21 protein-coding genes are annotated in these 18,693 nt (G+C 62.1%); 12 read left to right on the top strand and 9 right to left on the bottom strand.

The features are described from left to right. Window positions 1-22: 22 nt before the first annotated feature. Both B5526_RS32180 and B5526_RS32175 read right to left on the bottom strand, forming a co-directional pair. Window positions 23-553: a gamma carbonic anhydrase family protein gene (locus tag B5526_RS32180; protein WP_079543743.1), complete on the bottom strand. Its 531-nt coding sequence runs from the start codon at window positions 551-553 to the stop codon at window positions 23-25. A gap of 42 nt (window positions 554-595) precedes the next feature. Then, window positions 596-925: a DUF6949 family protein gene (locus B5526_RS32175; protein WP_079543742.1), complete on the bottom strand. Its 330-nt coding sequence runs from the start codon at window positions 923-925 to the stop codon at window positions 596-598. Window positions 926-1,153: 228 nt separating this feature from the next. On the opposite strand from B5526_RS32175, the gene B5526_RS32170 reads away from it, so the two are divergent. Continuing rightward, window positions 1,154-1,873, top strand: a complete 720-nt coding sequence (locus tag B5526_RS32170; protein ID WP_079543741.1) for a hypothetical protein — start codon at window positions 1,154-1,156, stop codon at window positions 1,871-1,873. On the opposite strand, the gene B5526_RS32165 is transcribed toward B5526_RS32170, so the two are convergent. The 4 genes from B5526_RS32165 to B5526_RS32150 all read right to left on the bottom strand — a co-directional run bounded on the left by B5526_RS32165 (window position 1,874) and on the right by B5526_RS32150 (window position 5,186). Further along, window positions 1,874-2,092, bottom strand: coding sequence for a DUF3126 family protein (locus B5526_RS32165; RefSeq protein ID WP_079543740.1), 219 nt, complete (start codon window positions 2,090-2,092; stop codon window positions 1,874-1,876). It lies immediately after the preceding gene. A 108-nt stretch (window positions 2,093-2,200) separates the two neighbouring features. Then, entirely contained in the window at window positions 2,201-3,028 is an 828-nt protein-coding gene (gene cysE / locus B5526_RS32160; protein WP_079543739.1) for a serine O-acetyltransferase, read from the bottom strand. A 231-nt stretch (window positions 3,029-3,259) separates the two neighbouring features. Beyond that, window positions 3,260-4,012 carry an alpha/beta fold hydrolase gene (locus B5526_RS32155; RefSeq protein WP_079543738.1) on the bottom strand — a complete coding sequence of 251 codons (753 nt, stop codon included), beginning with the start codon at window positions 4,010-4,012 and terminating at the stop codon, window positions 3,260-3,262. A 46-nt stretch (window positions 4,013-4,058) separates the two neighbouring features. Continuing rightward, the gene (locus B5526_RS32150; protein ID WP_079543737.1) at window positions 4,059-5,186 is read right to left on the bottom strand and encodes a hypothetical protein; all 1,128 of its coding nucleotides are present in this window, start codon (window positions 5,184-5,186) and stop codon (window positions 4,059-4,061) included. A gap of 260 nt (window positions 5,187-5,446) precedes the next feature. On the opposite strand from B5526_RS32150, the gene B5526_RS32145 reads away from it, so the two are divergent. After that, window positions 5,447-5,692, top strand: coding sequence for a zinc-finger domain-containing protein (locus B5526_RS32145; protein WP_079543736.1), 246 nt, complete (start codon window positions 5,447-5,449; stop codon window positions 5,690-5,692). Between the two features lie 7 nt (window positions 5,693-5,699). After that, window positions 5,700-6,905 (top strand): FAD-dependent monooxygenase, encoded by a 1,206-nt coding sequence (locus B5526_RS32140; RefSeq protein WP_079545697.1) that lies wholly within the window; start codon window positions 5,700-5,702, stop codon window positions 6,903-6,905. An 854-nt stretch (window positions 6,906-7,759) separates the two neighbouring features. Here the strand turns inward: B5526_RS32140 and B5526_RS32135 are convergent. After that, the gene (locus B5526_RS32135) at window positions 7,760-8,203 is read right to left on the bottom strand and encodes a twin-arginine translocation pathway signal (RefSeq protein WP_154071561.1); all 444 of its coding nucleotides are present in this window, start codon (window positions 8,201-8,203) and stop codon (window positions 7,760-7,762) included. 515 nt (window positions 8,204-8,718) lie between these two features. Here B5526_RS32135 and B5526_RS32130 point away from each other — a divergent pair. Then, window positions 8,719-9,075, top strand: a complete 357-nt coding sequence (locus tag B5526_RS32130) for a hypothetical protein (protein WP_197688382.1) — start codon at window positions 8,719-8,721, stop codon at window positions 9,073-9,075. On the opposite strand, the gene B5526_RS39265 is transcribed toward B5526_RS32130, so the two are convergent. Beyond that, complete coding sequence (locus tag B5526_RS39265) at window positions 9,054-10,043, bottom strand: integrase core domain-containing protein (protein WP_244562111.1); 990 nt, start codon at window positions 10,041-10,043, stop codon at window positions 9,054-9,056. The genes B5526_RS32130 and B5526_RS39265 overlap by 22 nt on opposite strands. A 263-nt stretch (window positions 10,044-10,306) precedes the next feature. Beyond that, window positions 10,307-11,227 carry a LysR substrate-binding domain-containing protein gene (locus B5526_RS32120; protein ID WP_079543735.1) on the bottom strand — a complete coding sequence of 307 codons (921 nt, stop codon included), beginning with the start codon at window positions 11,225-11,227 and terminating at the stop codon, window positions 10,307-10,309. 104 nt (window positions 11,228-11,331) lie between these two features. Between B5526_RS32120 and B5526_RS32115 the strand changes: the two genes are divergently transcribed. From B5526_RS32115 to B5526_RS32080, 8 genes are all read left to right on the top strand, one after another. Further along, entirely contained in the window at window positions 11,332-12,108 is a 777-nt protein-coding gene (locus B5526_RS32115; protein ID WP_079543734.1) for an ABC transporter ATP-binding protein, read from the top strand. Then, a complete protein-coding gene (locus B5526_RS32110; protein WP_079543733.1) occupies window positions 12,105-12,827 on the top strand; it encodes an ABC transporter ATP-binding protein in 723 nt (240 codons plus the stop codon). The genes B5526_RS32115 and B5526_RS32110 overlap by 4 nt, the downstream gene beginning before the upstream one ends. Before the next feature lie 2 nt (window positions 12,828-12,829). Then, on the top strand, window positions 12,830-13,744 hold the full coding sequence (locus B5526_RS32105) for a branched-chain amino acid ABC transporter permease (protein ID WP_079543732.1): 915 nt from the start codon (window positions 12,830-12,832) through the stop codon (window positions 13,742-13,744). 3 nt (window positions 13,745-13,747) lie between these two features. After that, a complete protein-coding gene (locus tag B5526_RS32100; protein WP_079543731.1) occupies window positions 13,748-14,815 on the top strand; it encodes a branched-chain amino acid ABC transporter permease in 1,068 nt (355 codons plus the stop codon). Window positions 14,816-14,849: 34 nt separating this feature from the next. Next, window positions 14,850-16,037, top strand: a complete 1,188-nt coding sequence (locus B5526_RS32095) for an ABC transporter substrate-binding protein (RefSeq protein WP_079543730.1) — start codon at window positions 14,850-14,852, stop codon at window positions 16,035-16,037. 93 nt (window positions 16,038-16,130) lie between these two features. After that, window positions 16,131-16,952, top strand: coding sequence for a 5-oxoprolinase subunit PxpA (pxpA, locus tag B5526_RS32090; RefSeq protein ID WP_433994609.1), 822 nt, complete (start codon window positions 16,131-16,133; stop codon window positions 16,950-16,952). 44 nt (window positions 16,953-16,996) lie between these two features. Further along, window positions 16,997-17,239 (top strand): acetyl-CoA carboxylase, encoded by a 243-nt coding sequence (locus B5526_RS32085; RefSeq protein WP_079543728.1) that lies wholly within the window; start codon window positions 16,997-16,999, stop codon window positions 17,237-17,239. 16 nt (window positions 17,240-17,255) lie between these two features. Next, window positions 17,256-18,674, top strand: coding sequence for an acetyl-CoA carboxylase biotin carboxylase subunit (locus B5526_RS32080; RefSeq protein ID WP_079543727.1), 1,419 nt, complete (start codon window positions 17,256-17,258; stop codon window positions 18,672-18,674). Window positions 18,675-18,693: the final 19 nt, after the last annotated feature.

Below are 18,693 nucleotides of genomic sequence, written 5' to 3'. Positions count from 1 at the left end.
CGACGCAAGCAGCGCGCGATGGTCAGTCGATCTTCTTCAGCCCCTTGTTGTATCGCGCTCCGTTGGCGACGTAGAATTTCGCAGCACTTCCCATCTTGGCGACCTGCGCCGGCTCGAGCGCGCGGATCACCCGCGCCGGCGATCCGATGATCAGGGAGTATTCGGGAAACTGCTTGCCCTCGGTGATGACGGACCCCGCGCCGACGATGCTGCCGCGGCCGATTCTCGCGCCGTTCATGACGATCGAGCCCATCCCGACCAGCGCGTCGTCCTCCAGCGTGCAGCCATGCAGGATGACGTTGTGGCCGACCGTGCAATTTTTCCCGATCGTCAGGGGAAAACCCATGTCGGTGTGGCAGGTCGAATTGTCCTGCACATTGGCGCCTTCACCGACCTCGATCCATTCATTGTCGCCGCGCAGCACCGCGCCGAACCATACGCTCGCCGAATTCTTCAGCCGGACCTTGCCGATCACGGTCGCGGTTGCGGCGATGAAATAGTTACCGTCCGCGGGAAGTTCGGGCGCCTGCCCGTCAAGTTGGTAGATCGGCATATTCGTCTCCTGTTCGCGGAGACTGTGGCATAGGCCAATGCTTCAGGCCAGCAGTCCGGCGGCGCGCAGCGTCATCAGGAAAAAGGTGCCGGACATCATGCTCCAGAACCCCGCCAGCACGGTTGCCAACATGACGAATTCGACGCGGCGGCGCTCGACCTTGGCGCCGCGCAGCGTATTGCGCATGATGATGAAGGGCGCGGCAAACACCAGGAACGGCACCGCCGCGAAGGTCTTCGGCGCGGCCCCCTCCTGCAGCAGTCCAAAACCGGCGGGGCGATGCACCAGGGCCTGGTATCCGCTCGTGAGCGCGCCGGCCAGTGCAAAGCCGATGCAAAGGGAGAACAGGGAATTCAACGCATCGGGCGACATTTGCAAAGGTCTTTCGCTGCTCAACCAACTTCCCCTGCATCGCAAAATTGGCCGTCCGCCGCCACATCATCCTTAAGGAAGGGTTAACGTGGATTGCCCGGAACCGCCGTTCATGCATGGCTCGCCGCCCCTCGGTCCCGCGAAAGCGTGCGGAAGTTTGCGGCCGCGTGGCATATTCGGTAGCGATTCGGCTGCCTATCCCTGGACCTTCCTGACGATGCTCCGTTCATGACTTTCCTTACGACGGCCCAGCACTTCGCGCGCGGTTCGCGCGAGCGCGGCCACCTGATCCCGATCACGCTCGGATGCGCGGTTGCGGCGGCAGCGATGGCGCTGGTCGCCTATTTGCTGTGGCCGACCTGGGGACCGGACGCCTCAAACGGTCCGGCGCGGCTGCCGGTGAGCATCGGGAATACGCTGTTCAACGTGCCGGCCGCGGCGATCCGGATGAAAATCCAGCGCCATTCCGGGCCGCAGGAACGCGTCGATCTCTCCTTTGCCTACCCTTCGCTCGAAGCGCCGGAGGCGCCCAAACATGTCAGCGCCGATGTCGTGGACGAAGCGGTCCAGCCGATCGATCGCATCTTCCTGTCGATCGCGGCGCATCATGACACGCTGGCGCCGGAGATCCGCATCCGCACCATCTATCCGCGCTACCTCGAGCAGGTCTCGACAGAGGAGCAGGAGGGATTGACCAAACGCGGCTTTCGCGACGGCACGCCCTATAGCGGCGAAGACCTGTTCCTCGCCAACACGCCTGGTCTGAGCGCGCGCTGCACCCGCGACGCCGCGACCCCCGGAATGTGCCTGAGCGAGCGCCGTGTCGACGATGCCGACCTGACGTTTCGCTTTCCACGGAGCTGGCTATCGCAATGGCGCGACGTCGCAGGTGCGATGGACCGGCTGACGGTACAGTTGCACGGGCCTGCAAACAGGCCGTCGTCCTGATCAGCCCTGCTCGACCAGATCGTCCTCGAGGATCGCCATCTGGAACTGGAACGAGCGGTCGTCGTCTTCATCGTCGACGAACAGCACGCCGATGAATTCCTCGCCGATATAGACCTCCGCCGAATCGTCCTTCTTCGGCCGCGGCACCACGCGGATCTTGGGATTGCCGAACAGGCGCTTGAGATAGGCGTCGAGCTTCCTGACTTCCTGAACGTCCACGGCAATCTCCAATCCGATGAGGTTTCGGGGGGTTTTAGGACGAGACGAAGCGAACCGCTAGCCTAACTTGCGCAAAATTGTACGCCGGATTCAGAAGATTTCCAGAACTCACAATCCGATCGCGTTGAGCATCTGATCCATGGTGCGCGACGGCTCGGCGCAGCCGGCCTCGCCGACGATCTTGGCGGGAACGCCCGCGACCGTCACATTGTGCGGCACCGGCTTCACCACCACGGAGCCGGCGGCGATGCGGGCGCAATGGCCGACCTCGATATTGCCGAGGATTTTCGCACCCGCCCCGATCAACACGCCATGGCGGATTTTCGGATGACGGTCCTCGTTCTCCTTGCCGGTGCCGCCGAGCGTGACGCCGTGCAGGATCGAGACGTCGTCTTCGATGACAGCGGTCTCACCGCAGACGAAACCGGTGGCATGATCAAGGAAGATGCCTCGGCCGATTCTGGCTGCGGGATTGATATCGGTCTGGAATACCGCCGACGAGCGGCTTTGCAGAAAATATGCAAAATCCTTGCGGCCCTTCTGATAGAGCCAGTGCGCCAGGCGATGCGTCTGCAGCGCATGAAATCCCTTGAAGTAGAGCAGCGGGTGGATGAAGCGCGAGGTCGCGGGATCGCGGTCATAGACGGCCACCAGGTCGGCGCGGAAGGCGTTGCCCAAATCCGGATCGTCGCGCAGCGCCTCGTCATAGGCCTGACGGATCAGGTCACCCGACAACACCGAATGGTCGAGACTTTCGGCGAGGCGATGCACCACCGAATCTTCCAGCCGGTCGTGATGCAGCACGGTCGAATAAATAAAGGAAGCAAGCTCCGGCTCGCGGCGGACGATGTCTTCGGCCTCATTGCGTATGCGATCCCAGACCGGATCGAGCGCCTTGAGCTTCGCACCCTGCGGATTGACCTGATGCATCGCCATCTGCTGCTCCCGCTTTCTTATTGTTCGCGTCATCCCATCATAGCACGACGCAGGGACGGCTGTCCCTCACGCCATTGCGCCGATGCCGAACCCCGGCCCGGGCTGTCGAAAGCGTACCAAAACGTTGAAACGGCACATTTTATTCACCCGGTCGAAATCCGCCTTTGGCATTGGGGCGTTGGCTCAAAGTGGTCGGGAATTTGCGGAATTCAAGCCGCCCGGAGGGCGCAATCAGGGGCGATCGGCGAGAAATTCCAGCACCCCCGTCTTGTAGACCTTGTCGCCGACCGCCCGCATGTGGTCGCGGTTGGGAATGTCGAGCACCCGTGCGCCGCTGATGATTTCTCCGAGCGCCCGCGCCGAGCCCGCGATCTCATCCTTGGTGCCGACCGCGATCAAAACCGGCACGGTGATTTCGGCGGCCTCCTCGATGGTCATCAGGCGCCGCGAGCCGCGCAGGCACGCGGCGAGCGCCCGGCGGTCGGAGCGGGTCTGGTCGGCGAACGCGCGAAAGGTCCGCCCGACCGGATCGGTCACATCATCGAGCGAAGGCGCCTCCAGCGCCTTAGCGACGTTTTCGCCGGGACCGCCGCCCTCGATCAGGCCGATGCCGATGCCGCCTAAAATCGCCGACCGCAGCCGCGCCGGCGCCTGCCGCGCCAAAACGGCCGTCATCCGCGATCCCAGCGAATAGCCCATGATGTCGGCGCGCTCGATCTTCAAATGATCCATCAGCGCGGTGACATCGCCGGCCATGGTCGCGATCTCGTACTCCCGCGGATCATAGAACTTTGAGGAATCGCCATGGCCGCGATTGTCGAGCGCGATGACGCGGCGGCCGTTTTTCTTTAGTTCCGAGACCCAGGCCGGATAGACCCAGTTGACGTTCTTGGTCGAGGCAAAGCCGTGCACCAGGAGGATCGGGTCGCCCTCGCCTTCGTCGAGATAGGCAATTTCAACAGCGCCGTTGTGAAAACTCGGCATCGATTGTTCCGTGGTTTAAGGGAGTGAAGGCTAAAGACTAACCGTGTCAGCCCGCGATCGCCACCGGCTGCGACGCCGCTGCCAATTGCTCGCGCAGCCGCCGCGCTTTCCTGCGGTTGAGCCACGACTGCGTCATCCGTTCGGTGGTGGCCTTGATCGACAATAGAAAACCGAACAGCGCCAGCACTGCGCTGAACACCCAGAGCGAGAGATTGAACGCGCCGGCCGCCAGCAGCAAGGCGCCGCGGCCCAGCACTTTGAGGATCGCGCGGGTCTGGCCGCCCTTCTGCTCCGCAAGCCGCGCCGCACGCGCGACGTCCTTCGGATCTTCGGCGATTTTCAGCGTGTCCTGCGCGGCGCGGATGCCTGCCCGTTCACTGATCCGTCCGACATCTTTGGCGAGACGCACCAGCGCGCCCGCCTTCTCCGCCCGGAACGCCGCCTTGATCGCACTGACGGTCTGACCCGGCCGCGCCACCGAGCCGGAGGCGACAGCTTGTTGAAGCAACGGCGTATCGACGATCTCGCGCGCGGAGCGGCCGGCCCATTGCGTGAGCCCCTCGCCGAGCCGGCCGACCTTGCGGGCGTCCTTGACCAGCGTGAGACCGGCGCGCACAGGCGCTGCGCCGCCAACGGAGACATAGGTCGCCGCGGTCACCACAAGCCCCGCGGCCGCAAGCCCCAGGACCAGGCGGTCGGTATCCTCGCCCATCGCCAAGTGCTTGCCTTCGCGCACCACGTCGCGGATATCGCCGAACACGACGAGATCGCCGGCGACCGTGCCCGACAGGCTCGCGACATCGTCGGCATTGCCGGTCACGAGCCCGGTCGCAAAATTCTTGGCAAAATGCGAGGACGAATTCGCTTCCGTAACGGCCTCGCTCACCCTCCGCGACAGATCGTCGTTGAGCGGGATGTTTTTCTCCTTGGCGAGGTCGGCAAAGCTGGAAGCGAGATCGGCGTCGTCTGCCGCGAGCGCGGCCTCGATATTCTGTTCGATCACGGCGCTATTGTTCCGCAAGGCAGAATTAAGCTGAACATCGGAAAGTTCCGCCGGGTCGTCCTGGGCGGACAAAATGGCGGCGGCCTCGCGCGCATGCGGCCACAGCAGCGCGCACGCCGACGCGCATACCGCCATACCAGCCAAAGCCGAACCGATCCGCCACCGTTTCATCCCAAAAGCCTCAACTATTCGCCTCACATAAAGATCACAGGAAGATGATAGGCTATTTTCAATATACAACGGCCCCGACGAAAGAAGGGCTTCTCTCCGACGACAAGATTGTGTCGAATTTGCATGAGCAAATGAGCGGTCGGGGGGCTCTGGGAATCATCTGAACCCGTCAGTATGGTGCACGGCATTTCGACACCGCCGCATCCTATTGCGCGTCCTGTTGATTGCGTCCGCCTCGATTGCCACCCAGGGTGAATATCATGTCCGATCATGTCGTTCCGCACTTTCACAACGATGCCGGCGTCTCGATCATCGAGATTGGATCGCAGGAGTTCATGTGCGTGGGCGCCAATCCGCCGTTCGATCATCCGCATGTTTTTCTCGATCTCGGCAACGACAACGAGATCATCTGCCCCTATTGCTCGACGCTGTATCGCTACGCCGCCGACCTGAAAGCCGGCGAGGCCCGGCCGCCGGAATGCGTGGTGAAGGACAAGGTCGCCTGATCGGGTGGTGGCGGCGTCGCGCACCATCTTCATTGCTGGTGCCGGGATCGGGGGATTGACGGCCTCGCTCGCGCTTGCCGCGCAGGGTTTTCGGGTCGTCGTCCTGGAAAAATCCGAGCGGCTGGAGGAAGCCGGCGCCGGCCTGCAGCTCTCGCCCAATGCCAGCCGCATCCTGATCGAGCTCGGGGTCGAGCCGCGGCTGCGCGCGCGCGCGGTCATCCCCGAGGGGATCAGCCTGATGAGCGCGCGCAGCGGCCGCGAGGTCATGCGGCTGCCGCTTGGCGATGCCGCGACCGCCCGCGCGGGCGCCCCCTATTGGGTGATGCATCGCGCCGATCTGCAGAGCGCGCTGCAGGCGCAAGTGAGCGAGCATCCCGATATCGAATTGCGGCTCGGCTGCCAGTTCGAGGACGTCGTCAGCCATGCCAAGGGCATGACGGTGGTCCAGCGCAGCGGCATGACCCGCCAGCAGGATCTGGCGCTGGCGCTGATCGGAGCCGACGGCATCTGGTCGAGCGTGCGGCATCATCTGTTTCCGGAATGGCAGCCGCAATTTTCCGGGCTGATCGCCTGGCGCGGAACGCTCGACGCCACGCAATTGCCGCGCGAATACACCTCGCCCCGGGTCCAGCTCTGGATGGGACCGAACGCCCATCTTGTCTCCTATCCGATCTCCGGCGCGCGCCAGATCAATATCGTTGCCGTGGTGCCGGGCGAGTGGAACCGGCCGGGCTGGAGCGCGCCCGGCGAGATCGGCGAGATCAAGAACTGCTTCGGATCGTCGCGCTGGGCCGGACCGGCGCGGATGATGATCTCGGCGGTCGATGGCTGGCGCAAATGGGCGCTGTTCACGATGCCCGATGGCGGCGGCTGGAGCAAAGGCGCGGTCGCCTTGTTGGGGGACGCCGCCCACGCCATGCTGCCGTTCGCAGCCCAAGGCGCGGGCATGGCGATCGAGGACGCCGCGGTGTTGGCCAAATGCCTTAAAGAGGCGGCCGGCGAGAATGCCGCGGCCGCCGTCCCGGCCGCGCTGAAACGCTATGCGAGACTGCGCCGCCCGCGCGTCAGCCGGGTTCAGCGCGCAGCAAGGCAAGCCGGGATGATCTATCATCTCACGGGACCCATGGCGTTGGCGCGCGATCTCACCATCAAGGCGATGGGCGCAAGGCTTTTGCTGGCGCGACAGCGGTGGATCTACGACTGGCGGGCGTGAGGGGGATGACATGTTGCGTGGAGATGGCGTCCGCCCACATAAGGTCGTCATACCCCGCGCATGCGGGGTATCCAGTACGCCGCGGCTTCTCGGTTCTATCGCTGGCGTCTCTGGAATACTGGATCGCCTGCCTTCGCGGACGATGACAGCGGGGGGGCTAAGCATTCGCATTTGAAACAGCCACACGCAGCTTCGCGATCTCGCCGCGCGTTGCGCCCGAGTTTTGCCGGAAACTTCCCGCCCTCCGATAGCAGAGGGCGCAGGGAATGCCGGGCGCCCGATGCGCCCGCAGCCGCGCGTGTAGTGTAGGTAACACGCGCGTTAGTCACCACGGTCACACCGGAAACACCCGGCATTCCCCGCGCAATGGTTTTAACGGTTGCTTCGTGCTCTCCCCGGTGACCGGGCTTTTTTGCCACCGTCATCGGCGGAGTTGCCTCCGCCAACTTGACACCAGCGTCGGGGTGTCAGGACCACACGACTTCGCCGTCCGCTTAGGCGCTGTTCGTCAATAGCGCCACCTGCGTCCACCGCATCCCGCCCTACGTCCGTGACGATCGCGAAACGCCCCTCTGTGTGGGACGGGATGGCGGGGGATATAGAGGTGATTTGGGCAAACGACGAAGCGGAATATTTTTGCAAACCGGACTGGACGACCCAAATCAGCTTGATCGGCTTGAGGAAATTAGGTTTTTCAGAAATTCCGGACCGGCCGCAAAAAGCGTTAGAGCCGGATGACTTTTCTTCGAATCGTCATCCCGCTCTATCTTTTTGTTTGAGCATGATCTCCGCGCAAACGCTTCGCGTTTGTCGCGAGGGAAAACCGGTACCCACTTTTCCGGATCATGCTCTAACTAATAGACCACGCTGCCGGACGATACCGCCGGACGCGGCCCCTTGGCATTTGCCGGCGGCACCGGCTTGAGCGCCGGCGCGTCCGCGGCCGGCGGAGCAGCATGGCATTTGTTGCGGCGCCAGGCTTCGTCGGCCAGCTTAGCCTGGCCGCGCATGGCGATGTAGTCATTGCGATAGGCGAGTTCGGCGACCACCGGGCCGGCAACGCCGGTTTCGGCCTTTGCCATCAGGCCCTGCAACTCCGCCTCCCGAACCGCGAGCGCCTTGCGCTCGGCTTCCAGCTGCTTGCACTCGTACAGATCGTATTTGGCGGGATCGGCAAAGGCCGACGTCATGGTGTCGCTCATATCGGCGCAACCGCCAACTCCCGCCCCGAGCACGAGCAGCACCGCAAGCGCGGCGCCGCGCGGCGAGGTTAAGCGATGGGCAGGCGAAGCGTTCATGCGACCTTGATAGATGGACAAGCTTGAGGTTGCGTAAAGCAGGCGCAGATGTCCGCATTGAGGCTTTGCGTTAAGCCGCTCCCTCGCTTAATGAAGGGGCCGCGTTTTCGGGCAACCTAGCCCAATTCCTTTCCTGAAGGAAACGCGCTAAGTATCTGATCTCGCGACCAAAGCGGACGTGGCGGAACTGGTAGACGCAAGGGACTTAAAATGCCTTGCGACTCCTGAAAGGTCTCATCTTTTTTGGAAAACGCGATCTCGCTTTCGGCATCAACCTGCCGGAACGAAGCGAGATTTGGAAAACATTTTTGGGGGCCTCTGATGGCCCTTACAGTCGACACGCTGCTTGCGGCCATGCGCACTGCGCGCGCGTTGCACTTGCACTGCCGCCGCATCGTCTTCACATCCACGACGCTGAAAGACTCGATACAACGAGCGATATTACGGTAGGAGGGTTGTGACGACGCCAGACGATCACCCTTTGCCGGATTCCTGGGGGGGGGGGCGCAGCTCAGTTGCGGGGAGCCGACATTATCATCATCGACGACCCGCTAAAGGCAGACGATGCCTTGTCTGAGCCCCGCCGCCGCTCAGTTAACGACTGGTATGACAACACGCTGTGCAGTCGCCTCAACAGCCAGGAGGACGGTGCAATTATCATTGTCATGCAGCGGCTTCACGCCGACGACCTCGTTGCTCACGTCCAGCAGAACGAAACGTGGGAGGTTTTGTCGTTTCCTGCGGTCGCCGAACGCGACGAGACCTACGATATAGTTACGCCCTATGGCCGGAAGCAAATTCAGCGAAAGACGGAAGACATTTTGCAGCCGGCCCTTGTGCCTGTCGGAATTCAAACTCGCACGTACAGTTGATGAAGTCCGCCAAGAAATGGCTTAGGCAAAATGCGACCAACGGCATGTACCGTTCGCGGCGACGGCGCGTCCTTGTTGACCGAAAGGTGCGTGCGAGCCCCGTTGTAGTAGGTCGCGTAAGATCGCAGCAGATGGCGGAGATGCCGCTCGCCGAACACGACAACATGGTCAAGACATTCCCGCCGGATCAAACCGATCGCCCTTTCGCAATATCCGTTCTGCCACGGCGATCGCGGCGCGGTTGGCCGATCCCGAATGCTCATTGCCCGAAGGCGGCGGATGAAGACGTCACCGTAGACGGCGTCGCGGTCACGAATGATGTATCGCGGCGCTACTTTCCAACCATAGGCCTCGGTGAGCTGGTGCGAAATCCATTCCACCGTTGGGTGCGCGGTCACTCCCAGCCACAGGATTTGGCGGCGATCGTGATGCAGTATCAGCAGCCCGTAGAGCAGTCGGAATGAGATTGTCGGAACAACGAATAGGTCCATCGACCCGATGCCGTCGGCGTGATTATCAAGGAACGTCTTCCACCCTTGGGACGGTGGTCGCCTTCCCCTCGTCATATGCTTTGCAACGGTGGTTTGTCCGACATCGATGCCGAGCTTGAGAAGCTCGCCATGAATCCGTGGTGCGCCCCACAATGGGTTGGCGAGACTGATCTCGCGAATGAGCTGACGGATTTCCAGCGGGGTCTTTGGACGGCCACTGCGCGGTCTTGATTTCCAGCGCCAATACGCTCGGAAGCCGGCACGATGCCAGCGGATCACGGTCTCCGGCCTGACGATCTTCAAAGCGGCCAGAACGCCAGGTGCCAGCCGATACAACCCGGCAAATACCAGACGGTCGATGCTGGTGAAGCCTAGTCGCTGCGCCGATTTACGTCGCAGCACGTTGAGTTGATGACGAAGCGTCAAGATCTCTGCCTGCAGCGACGCTCGCGATCGAAACAATCCGATCAGCGCCAACCAAATCAGGCTGTAAACATCTCTCATCAACCAAGAGCATCGCCCGATTCGACTGCGCTTACTAGCCGGATTGAGTTTCCGACAATGACAGCTCCGATTGCTTCCGGCTGGAGCGATTGCCGGGTGGGGCTTGCACCCACTGGAAAGCGCCGCCTTTGCACGGCGCACGCCAAAGGCAGTCATTCGAAGTTCGAAGACAAAGCGCCTATGACATCATCCAGGGATCTCTTGATACCATTTGTGTTGTGCCGAGCGGCGGATCTTCAATCGAAATGAACCGGATCCGGTCCGGGATAAGCGAGGGCGACGAACTCGCAGAAAGCGCGGGCCGCGGGGGAAAGCCGGGCTTTGCTCTTCCAAGCAAGGCCCACGTCCATGGTGTGAACGTCGTCATCCAGCGTTTTGAGATCGATGCGATGTCCTTCGAGAGACCACGGCCGATAGACCATATCGGACAGTATAGTGATGCCCATGCCGGTCGCCACCATGCTGCGAACGGCTTCCACGGACAGGGTACGGAAGATGACGTTGGGGACGTGCGGCGTACATTGCCAATAGCGCATTGCAGAGCGTTCGGCTTCGTCAACGGTCAGCATCAGAAATGGCTCAGCGGCAAGATCGGCCAGCCGAACGCTGTCCTTATGCAATAGCGGGTGATTTGCACAGGTCCACAGCCGCCGCGTCGAACGCAACAAGCGACGCGAGCAGATCGAGCGCCGGTCGTGCAAGTTCGAGACGAGCATAACGGCGGCATCGACGCTGCCGCTCATGAGGCTGTGCTCGATGGCATCGCGCTCGAATTCATGGAGTCGCACCGTGAGGCCCGGAAAGGCTCGCCAGAAGCGCGACAGAAGTGGCGGCAGGAAGTAACCGGCCACGGTATAGCTGACGGCAACGTCCACGGTGCCATCAACCTGGGTTCCCCAGCGATGCGGGCCCCGCGTCGCATCTGCAACGCTGGCCTCGATGGCGCGGGCTCGCTGCAAGAATTGCTGTCCGTCGAATGTGAGGGTGACGCCATTCGAATGCCGGTCGAACAGTTTTCGTCCGATCTCGGCTTCAAGCGCCTTGATTGATGCGGTGACGGCCGACTGCGTCACGTTGAGACCAGCGGCGGCTGCCGAAACCCTTCCGGCTTCGGCGGTGGCGATGAAGTGGCGGACCTGACGGATAGTCAGAGCCATAAAAAATTCCGATATCAGCCAGCGATTTTTCGAATTTTACAATTGCTTGCTGCAACGCAAAAGATCAAGATCAATTGTTCGTTCGCGTTTGAAAAGGCGTCTCGATGACTTCCGGTGACTTGGACCTGGTCGCTCGCGATGTCACCGTGCAGTTCGAGGGTTTGAAAGCTTTATCTGGCGTCACGCTGGCCGTGACGCGGGGACGCATCACGGGACTGATCGGCCCCAACGGCGCCGGAAAAACCACACTCGTCAACGTCTTGACGGGCTTTCAGCATGTCGGCGCGGGAACCGTTGAACTGGAAGGTGAAGCGGTCAACGGCATTGCGGCTCACAAGCTGCGACGCAAGGGCGTGGCGCGCACTTTTCAATCAGGACGCCTTTTTCGCGAGTTGCCGGTGGTGGACAACCTGGAGGTCACCGGCGTGGGCCTCGGCCTAACCCGGCGCGACGCGATCGCAGAGGCCGAGCGCGTGATGGACTGGCTGGGCATATCGCACCTAGCCGGTACAATCGCCGGGGCCCTGCCCTACACCGACGAGCGACGCGTCGCCATCGGCCGGGCCATCATGTGCAATCCGCGCTATCTGCTGCTGGACGAGCCCGCAGCAGGCATGTCCGAGCATGAAAGCCACGATCTTGCGGCCATCATCAAACGGATTGCCGGGGAGCCTGGGATCGGCGTGCTGCTGATCGAGCACAATATCGGTCTCGTGCTCGAACTGTGCGGACGCATCTTCGTGCTCGATTCCGGCGAGATCATCGAAGTCGGTTCACCGAACCAGATCCGCAACAGCGATGCGGTCCGGCACGCCTATATGGGAACGCAACGGGACGAAGTCATTCCAGCGCTTGCGGCTGTCGAGGCGGTCGCACCATGACATTACTGGCCATCGACAACCTCACGGTTCGCTACGGGCGCCTGACGGCCTTGCGCGGCATCAGTCTGAAGATCGCCGAAGGCGAGATCCTGTTCGTGACGGGCCCCAATGGCGCCGGAAAGTCGACCCTGCTGAATGCGATTGCCGGCGTCGTGCCGCCGATCTCGGGATCCATCACGATGGATGGCGCGGAGGTGACAGGAGCCCCACCCGAGTCGATCGCCCGGCGCAGATTTTCGCTGGTGCCCGAGGGGCGCAACGTCTTTGGTGCACTGAGCATCGAGGAGAATTTGAAGGTCGGCGCCGGCATGCGGACCGACAGGCAGAAGGTCGCCGACGATCTCAAGACCGTCTACCGTGAATTCCCGATGCTGGCCGAGCGCCGCCACGCGCCAGCCGGCATGCTTTCGGGTGGCCAGCAGCAGATGCTCGTCATCGGCCGGGCCCTCATGACCTCGCCCCGCCTCATGGCTATCGACGAGCCATCGCTCGGACTTGCGCCCATGATCATCGATCAAGTGTACGAAATCCTCGAGCGGCTGCGAGCGCAGCGCAAATTGACCCTGTTGATCGTCGAACAAAGTTCGACGCGCGCCATGATGACCGGCGGGCGGATGATTCTCATGCGTGGCGGACGCATCGTGCTGGAGGGCGAGGCGGGCGACATGGTCAAGGACGAGCGCCTGAAGCAGGCGTATTTCGGCTTCGGAGACCATTGAAGATGACAGAACTGCTGCAAATCCTCTTTGACGCGCTCAGCCTGGGTAGCCTTTATGCCCTGGGCGCCCTCGGTATCGCGCTGATTTTCGGCGTGATGCGGCTGGTGAACTTCGCGCATGGCGATTTCATCGCTTTCTGCGTGTTCGCGATGCTGTGGCCGTCGATCAATGCGGCTGCCATCGTCTTCGCCGGCAACCTGCCATTCTACCTTCTCGTTCCGCTGCTGCTGCTTATCGGGGCCGCGCTGTCGATGTTGTCGGAGGTGATCGTTTTCCGGCGTTTCCGCAACACCAATCCGGCGACGATGATGATCGCCTCCTTCGCCCTCGGCTTCGTGATCCGGCATCTTTTGCTGATGCTTTATTCGAGCCGCCCGAAGTCGATCACATTATGGCCCAGTCTTGGCCTGCCGGTCGAACTTTGGGGTGCCCGCATCCCGATGCTGCAAGTCGTCACCATCATCATCACTTTGGCCGTGCTGGCTGCTCTTACGCTTTTCCTCAAACGCACGCGCTACGGGTTAGAGATGCGCGCGGCTGCCGAGAACTTCACCATGGCCCGCATGCTCGGGGTGCGCGCCAATGGGGTCATCTTGCTGGCCTTTGCCATCAGCGGCATGCTGGCGGCGGCGATCGGGTTGATCCTGGCGACCAACTCCGGCACGGCGGATATCGGGATGGGCGCCAATGTCATGCTGATCGCCTTCATCGCCACGGTGATCGGTGGTCTTGGCAGCGTGCCGGGAGCCGTTGCCGCCGGCTTCCTGATCGGCGGCGCCAGCGTCGTGTTTCAGGCGACGCTGCCGCATGATGCCCGCGTCTTCCGCGATGCCTTTGTATATGGCGCCGTGATCGTGGTCCTGCTGGTGCGCCCGCAAGGGCTATTCGCACCCAAATCCGCCAAGCAGAGAGTCTGACCCATGCCGCAGCGACCATCGGTCATTTGGCGAACGATTGCGACACCGGTCGTCTTGATCGTGGCGCTGCTCGCCATCGCCGCCTTGACCTATCAATTCGGCAGCAGAGCCTTCAATCGCACCGTGGTCGAGATGTTCATCAACATCATGGTGGTCGCCGGCCTCTACGTCTTCGTTGGCAATTCAGGCCTTTTGTCGTTCGGCCATATCAGCTTCATGTGCCTCGGCGCCTATGTGACCGCATGGCTGACCATCCCACCGATGATGAAATCGGTTACGCTCAAAGGGCTGCCCGCGTGGCTCCTGCACACGCAGTTGCCGATGTGGGTCGCCACGCCGATCTCGGGCGTGTTCGCGGCCCTGTTCGCACTCATCGTCGGGCGCGTCATCATGCGTTTGTCTGGGATAGCCGCCTCGATCGCGACCTTCGGGCTGCTCGGCGTCGTCAACAACGTCTATTCGAACTGGGACTCCGTGACAGGCGGCCAGGGTTCGATCGTCGGTACGCCGGCCACCATGAATGTCTGGATCGGGTGGCTGGGCGCCGCGGTCGCCATCGCGATCGCCTATCTCTACGCGATTTCCCGCTCCGGTTTGGCGCTTCGCGCCACCCGCGACGAGGCGGTGGCCGCCAGCGCCTCCGGAATCGATATTGTCCGCGAGCGGTTGATAGCGTTTGTCGTCAGCGCCTTCGTCATAGGTCTCGCCGGCGCGCTCTATGCGCACTTCCTGAGCATCGTCAATCCGGGCTCGTTCTATCTGCGCACGACCTTCATCACCTTGTCCATGCTCGTGGTTGGAGGGATGTATAGCCTCAGCGGAGCCGTCGCCGGCGTCGTGGTGATTTCCGCACTGATCGAGATGTTTCGCGACCTGGAAAGGGGCGTCAGCCTCGGCGGTCTGACCATTGCACTCCCGAACGGGGTTCAGGAGATCGCGATCGGCATCATCACCATCGTCATCCTGATGTACTTGCCAACCGGCCTCACCCGCAACCGGGAATTATCCTGGAGGGGATGGCCGCTCGAGCGGCGGCTGCCGCGGCCCGTGCAGACGGCCCTAAGGAATTGAACTGAAGTACGGCGACAAACGGAGGAATGGTCAAATGCGTTTCACGACAATAATAGGCACCTTGGCTGCGGCGACCGCGCTATGGTGTACGCCGACCCAGGCAGCCGACGAGATCGTGGTCGGATTTGCGACAGCAGCATCCGGTTTCATGCAGGCCTATGACAAGCCGGCCCAGGATGCTGCGCTGATCCGCATCGACGAAATCAACAAGGCGGGCGGCTTGCTCGGCAAGAAGATCAAGCCGGTGTTTGCCGACACCAAGACCGATCAGGCCGAGGGCGCCAAAGCGGGCCTCGCGGTGCTCGATCAGGGGGCCGAGTTGGTGATCGTTTCTTGCGACTACGATTTCGGCGCGCCGGCGGCTCTGCAAGCACAGTCGGCCGGTAAAGTCTCCTTCTTCCTGTGCGCGGAATCGATCAAGGCCGGCATCCCCGGCGTCGGTCCTTACTCGTTCTCCGGCTCGGTGCTGGCGGCCGTGCAGGGCGCGACCATGGCCGAATGGGCCTACAAGAAGAAAGATGCCCGCAGCTTCTACCGGCTGCTCGACAGTTGGACCGTCTATAACAAGGGTATCTGCGATGGCTTCGACTGGGAGATGCCGCACCTGAAGGACGCCACGCTCGCCGGCAGCGACACATTCAAGAACGACGATGCCTCGATTGCCTCTCAGATCACGCGCATCAAGAGCCTGCCGAAAGAGCCCGACGCCATCATGCTCTGCACGATGATGCCGGGCGCCGTCTCCGCCATCAAGCAGATCCGGGCAGCCGGTATCAAGTCGATGATCCTCAACGGCTCGGGCGTCGACGGCAGCTATTGGCTGAACGCCGTTCCGGACCTGTCGAACTTCTACGTGCCGGTACAGGCTTCGATCTATGGCGACGACCCCAATCCGAAGGTCACCGAGTTCAACAAGAAGTACAAGGACGTCACCGGTGGCGATCCTTCCAGCCAATACGTCTATCCGGGATATGTCTTGATCGACGTCTGGGCGAAGGCCGTCGAGCGCGCCAAGACGACGGACGCCGAGCCGGTGGTGGCGGAACTCGAGAAAATGAACAACGAGGCCACGCTGTTCGGGCCACGTACCTTCAGCAAGGAGCTCCACCATCAGAACCAGGGTCGCTATCTGATCGTCGATACCGAGGAAGGCAAGCCGCGCGTGGTCGATCAGTGGACGATTTCGGAGAAGATACCGGTCGACTATCTGGTGTCCAAGTAGGCTGGCAACATAGACTGGCAACGCGCCGCCACAGGTTGCGTGCCGCTGGCGGCCTTTGCCTCTTTGGGTCGATCGCCATGAACGTGACGCCTGTTGAAGTCGGCAGGCGTCTCGTTCGGCGGGTTTAGGGTTGATTTTACAAATGCTGCGCTCGAATGCAGCAGCCGGGAGAAGGACACCACAGAGATGGTCATCATTAATTGCGACATGGGCGAGGCCTTCGGCCTCTACAAGATGGGCGACGACGAAGGCCTGATGCCCGAGATCGACGTGGCCAACGTCGCTTGCGGCTTCCATGGCTCTGACTTCAATCACATGCGCAGCACCGTGCGTCTGGCCAAACTGCATGGCGTCAAGGTTGGCGCCCATCCCTCGCTGCCCGATCTGCAAGGGTTCGGACGTAGGGAGATGAAGATCGGCCGCGAAGAGCTGACGAACTGCCTGCTCTATCAGATCGGTGCACTCAAGGCGTTCCTGGATGCCGAAGGCGTGATCCTCAATCATATCAAGCCGCACGGCGCACTCTATGGCATGGCCGCGCGGATGGAGGACGTCGCGGAGGCCGTGGCGGACGCGGCCGATGTCTACAAGGTGCCGCTGTTCGGCATGAAAGGCACGCTTCACGAGACGGTCTATCAGCGCCGCGGTCATACCTTCGTCGCCGAATACTACGCCGATCTCGACTATAATGCCGAGGGTGGCCTCATCATCACGCGTGAACATGACGCCAAGGATCCAACTGAGGCGGCAGCACGGTGCCTGCGAGCCTTGACCGAAGGCAAGACGCGCAGTGTGGCTGGAAACGATATCGCCGTCGGGTCCGATGCCATCTGCGTCCACTCCGACACACCGAATGCCGTCGCCATCGCCCAGGCCGTTCGCGAGGCAGTCCGCCCCTATTTGGCCGCGCGCTGACGCGCGGCCGGCCAAGGCCGCAGCGATCAAAGGACGAGGAACTCATGGCTATACAGCAAATCTTTTCGCCGCTCCCAGGCATATTCTACCGCAAACCCGCGCCGGACAAGCCGGCCTACAAATCCGATGGCGACACGATCACGCAAGACGACACCATTGGCCTCATCGAGGTCATGAAGTCGTTCAACGAGGTGAAGGCAGGCACATCGGGCAAGATCGTGCGCTTCCTTGCCGAGAATGAGGAGGCCGTGATGGCCGGTCAGCCGATCGCCGAGATCGACGTTTGAGGTTTTCAAACTGTCCATGACGATCCATAAGCTTCTCATTGCCAATCGCGGCGAGATCGCTGTGCGCATTATTCGTGCAGCACGGGAGTTGGGCCTTGCGACGGTCCAGGTCTACAGCAAGGCCGACAAAGACTCGCTTGCTGTGCGGCTCGCTGACGAGGGCGTCGACATAGGCTCGCCGCAGGCGTCGAAATCATATCTTAACCGCGACGCTATCCTCGTCGCGGCCAAGATAACGGGCGCCGACGCCATCCATCCGGGCTATGGATTTCTTGCCGAAAATGCCGAGTTTGCCGCCGCGGTCGAGGCGGCGGGGCTCATCTTTGTGGGGCCGACGGCCCAGTCCATCCGCCTGATGGGCGACAAGGTCGCCGCCCGGGAAGCTGCAGCGGCAGCAGGAGTGCCTACGGTTCCCGGCAGCCGCGGCCGCCTGGAGTCACCTGAGGCGGCATTCGCCTTGGTGAAGACGACCGGCTTTCCCGTGATGATCAAGGCGGCGGCTGGCGGCGGCGGCCGCGGCATCCGCATCGCGCGCTCGGCCGACGAGTTTCATCACCTCATGCCGCAGGCGCAGGCCGAGGCGCTGGCGGCCTTCGGTGATGGCGGGCTCTATGTCGAGAAGCTCATCGAAGGTGCGCGGCACATCGAGGTGCAGGTGCTCGGCGACGGACAGGACGTTATCCACTGCTTTGAACGCGAGTGCTCGCTGCAGCGCCGCCGTCAAAAGGTTTGGGAAGAAGCTCCCTCGACCTCGCTGACACCCGCCATTCGCGAGAAGCTCTGTTCGTCTGCCGTCGCGCTCGCCAAAGCGGTGCACTACCGCGGCGCGGGGACGCTCGAATATCTGTACGATGACCGCAGCCACGAATTTTACTTCCTGGAGATGAACACCCGCATCCAGGTCGAGCACCCGGTGACGGAGATGGTCACCGGCATCGACTTGGTGCGCGAGATGATCCGGATCGCCGGCGGCGAACGCTTGCGCATCCGCCAGGATCAGGTGCGCGTCAATGGCCACTCGATCGAGGTCCGCATCAACGCCGAGGACCCGGCGAAAGGCTTCGCCCCGAACCCAGGCACGGTCACCGCACTCAGTGTGCCAGGTGGCAACGGGGTGCGTTTCGACAGCATGCTCTATGCCGGCTACACGGTGCCGCCGTTCTATGACAGCTTGCTCGGCAAGTTGATCGTCCACGACGAGGATCGAGCGAGCGCGATTCGACGTCTCGATCGCGCCCTCGGTGAACTAAACGTCGAGGGGCTGGCGACGACCAAGCCCCTGCACCAGGCGCTCGTTCGCGACCCCGACGTACAGGCCGGGCGGTTTCATACCGCCTGGCTCGAACCGTGGCTGGCATCACATACTGCAGGTCTTGCCGCAGCAGAGGCTGCGCTGGCGGTGCCGACCGCTCCTGCCCCCTCAACCGCAAAATAGTCCGCCCCGTCAGCAACAG

Source organism: Bradyrhizobium lablabi (assembly GCF_900141755.1).
Taxonomy (GTDB): Bacteria; Pseudomonadota; Alphaproteobacteria; order Rhizobiales; family Xanthobacteraceae; genus Bradyrhizobium; species Bradyrhizobium lablabi_A.
This window is presented reverse-complemented; position numbering and strand designations above follow the sequence as displayed.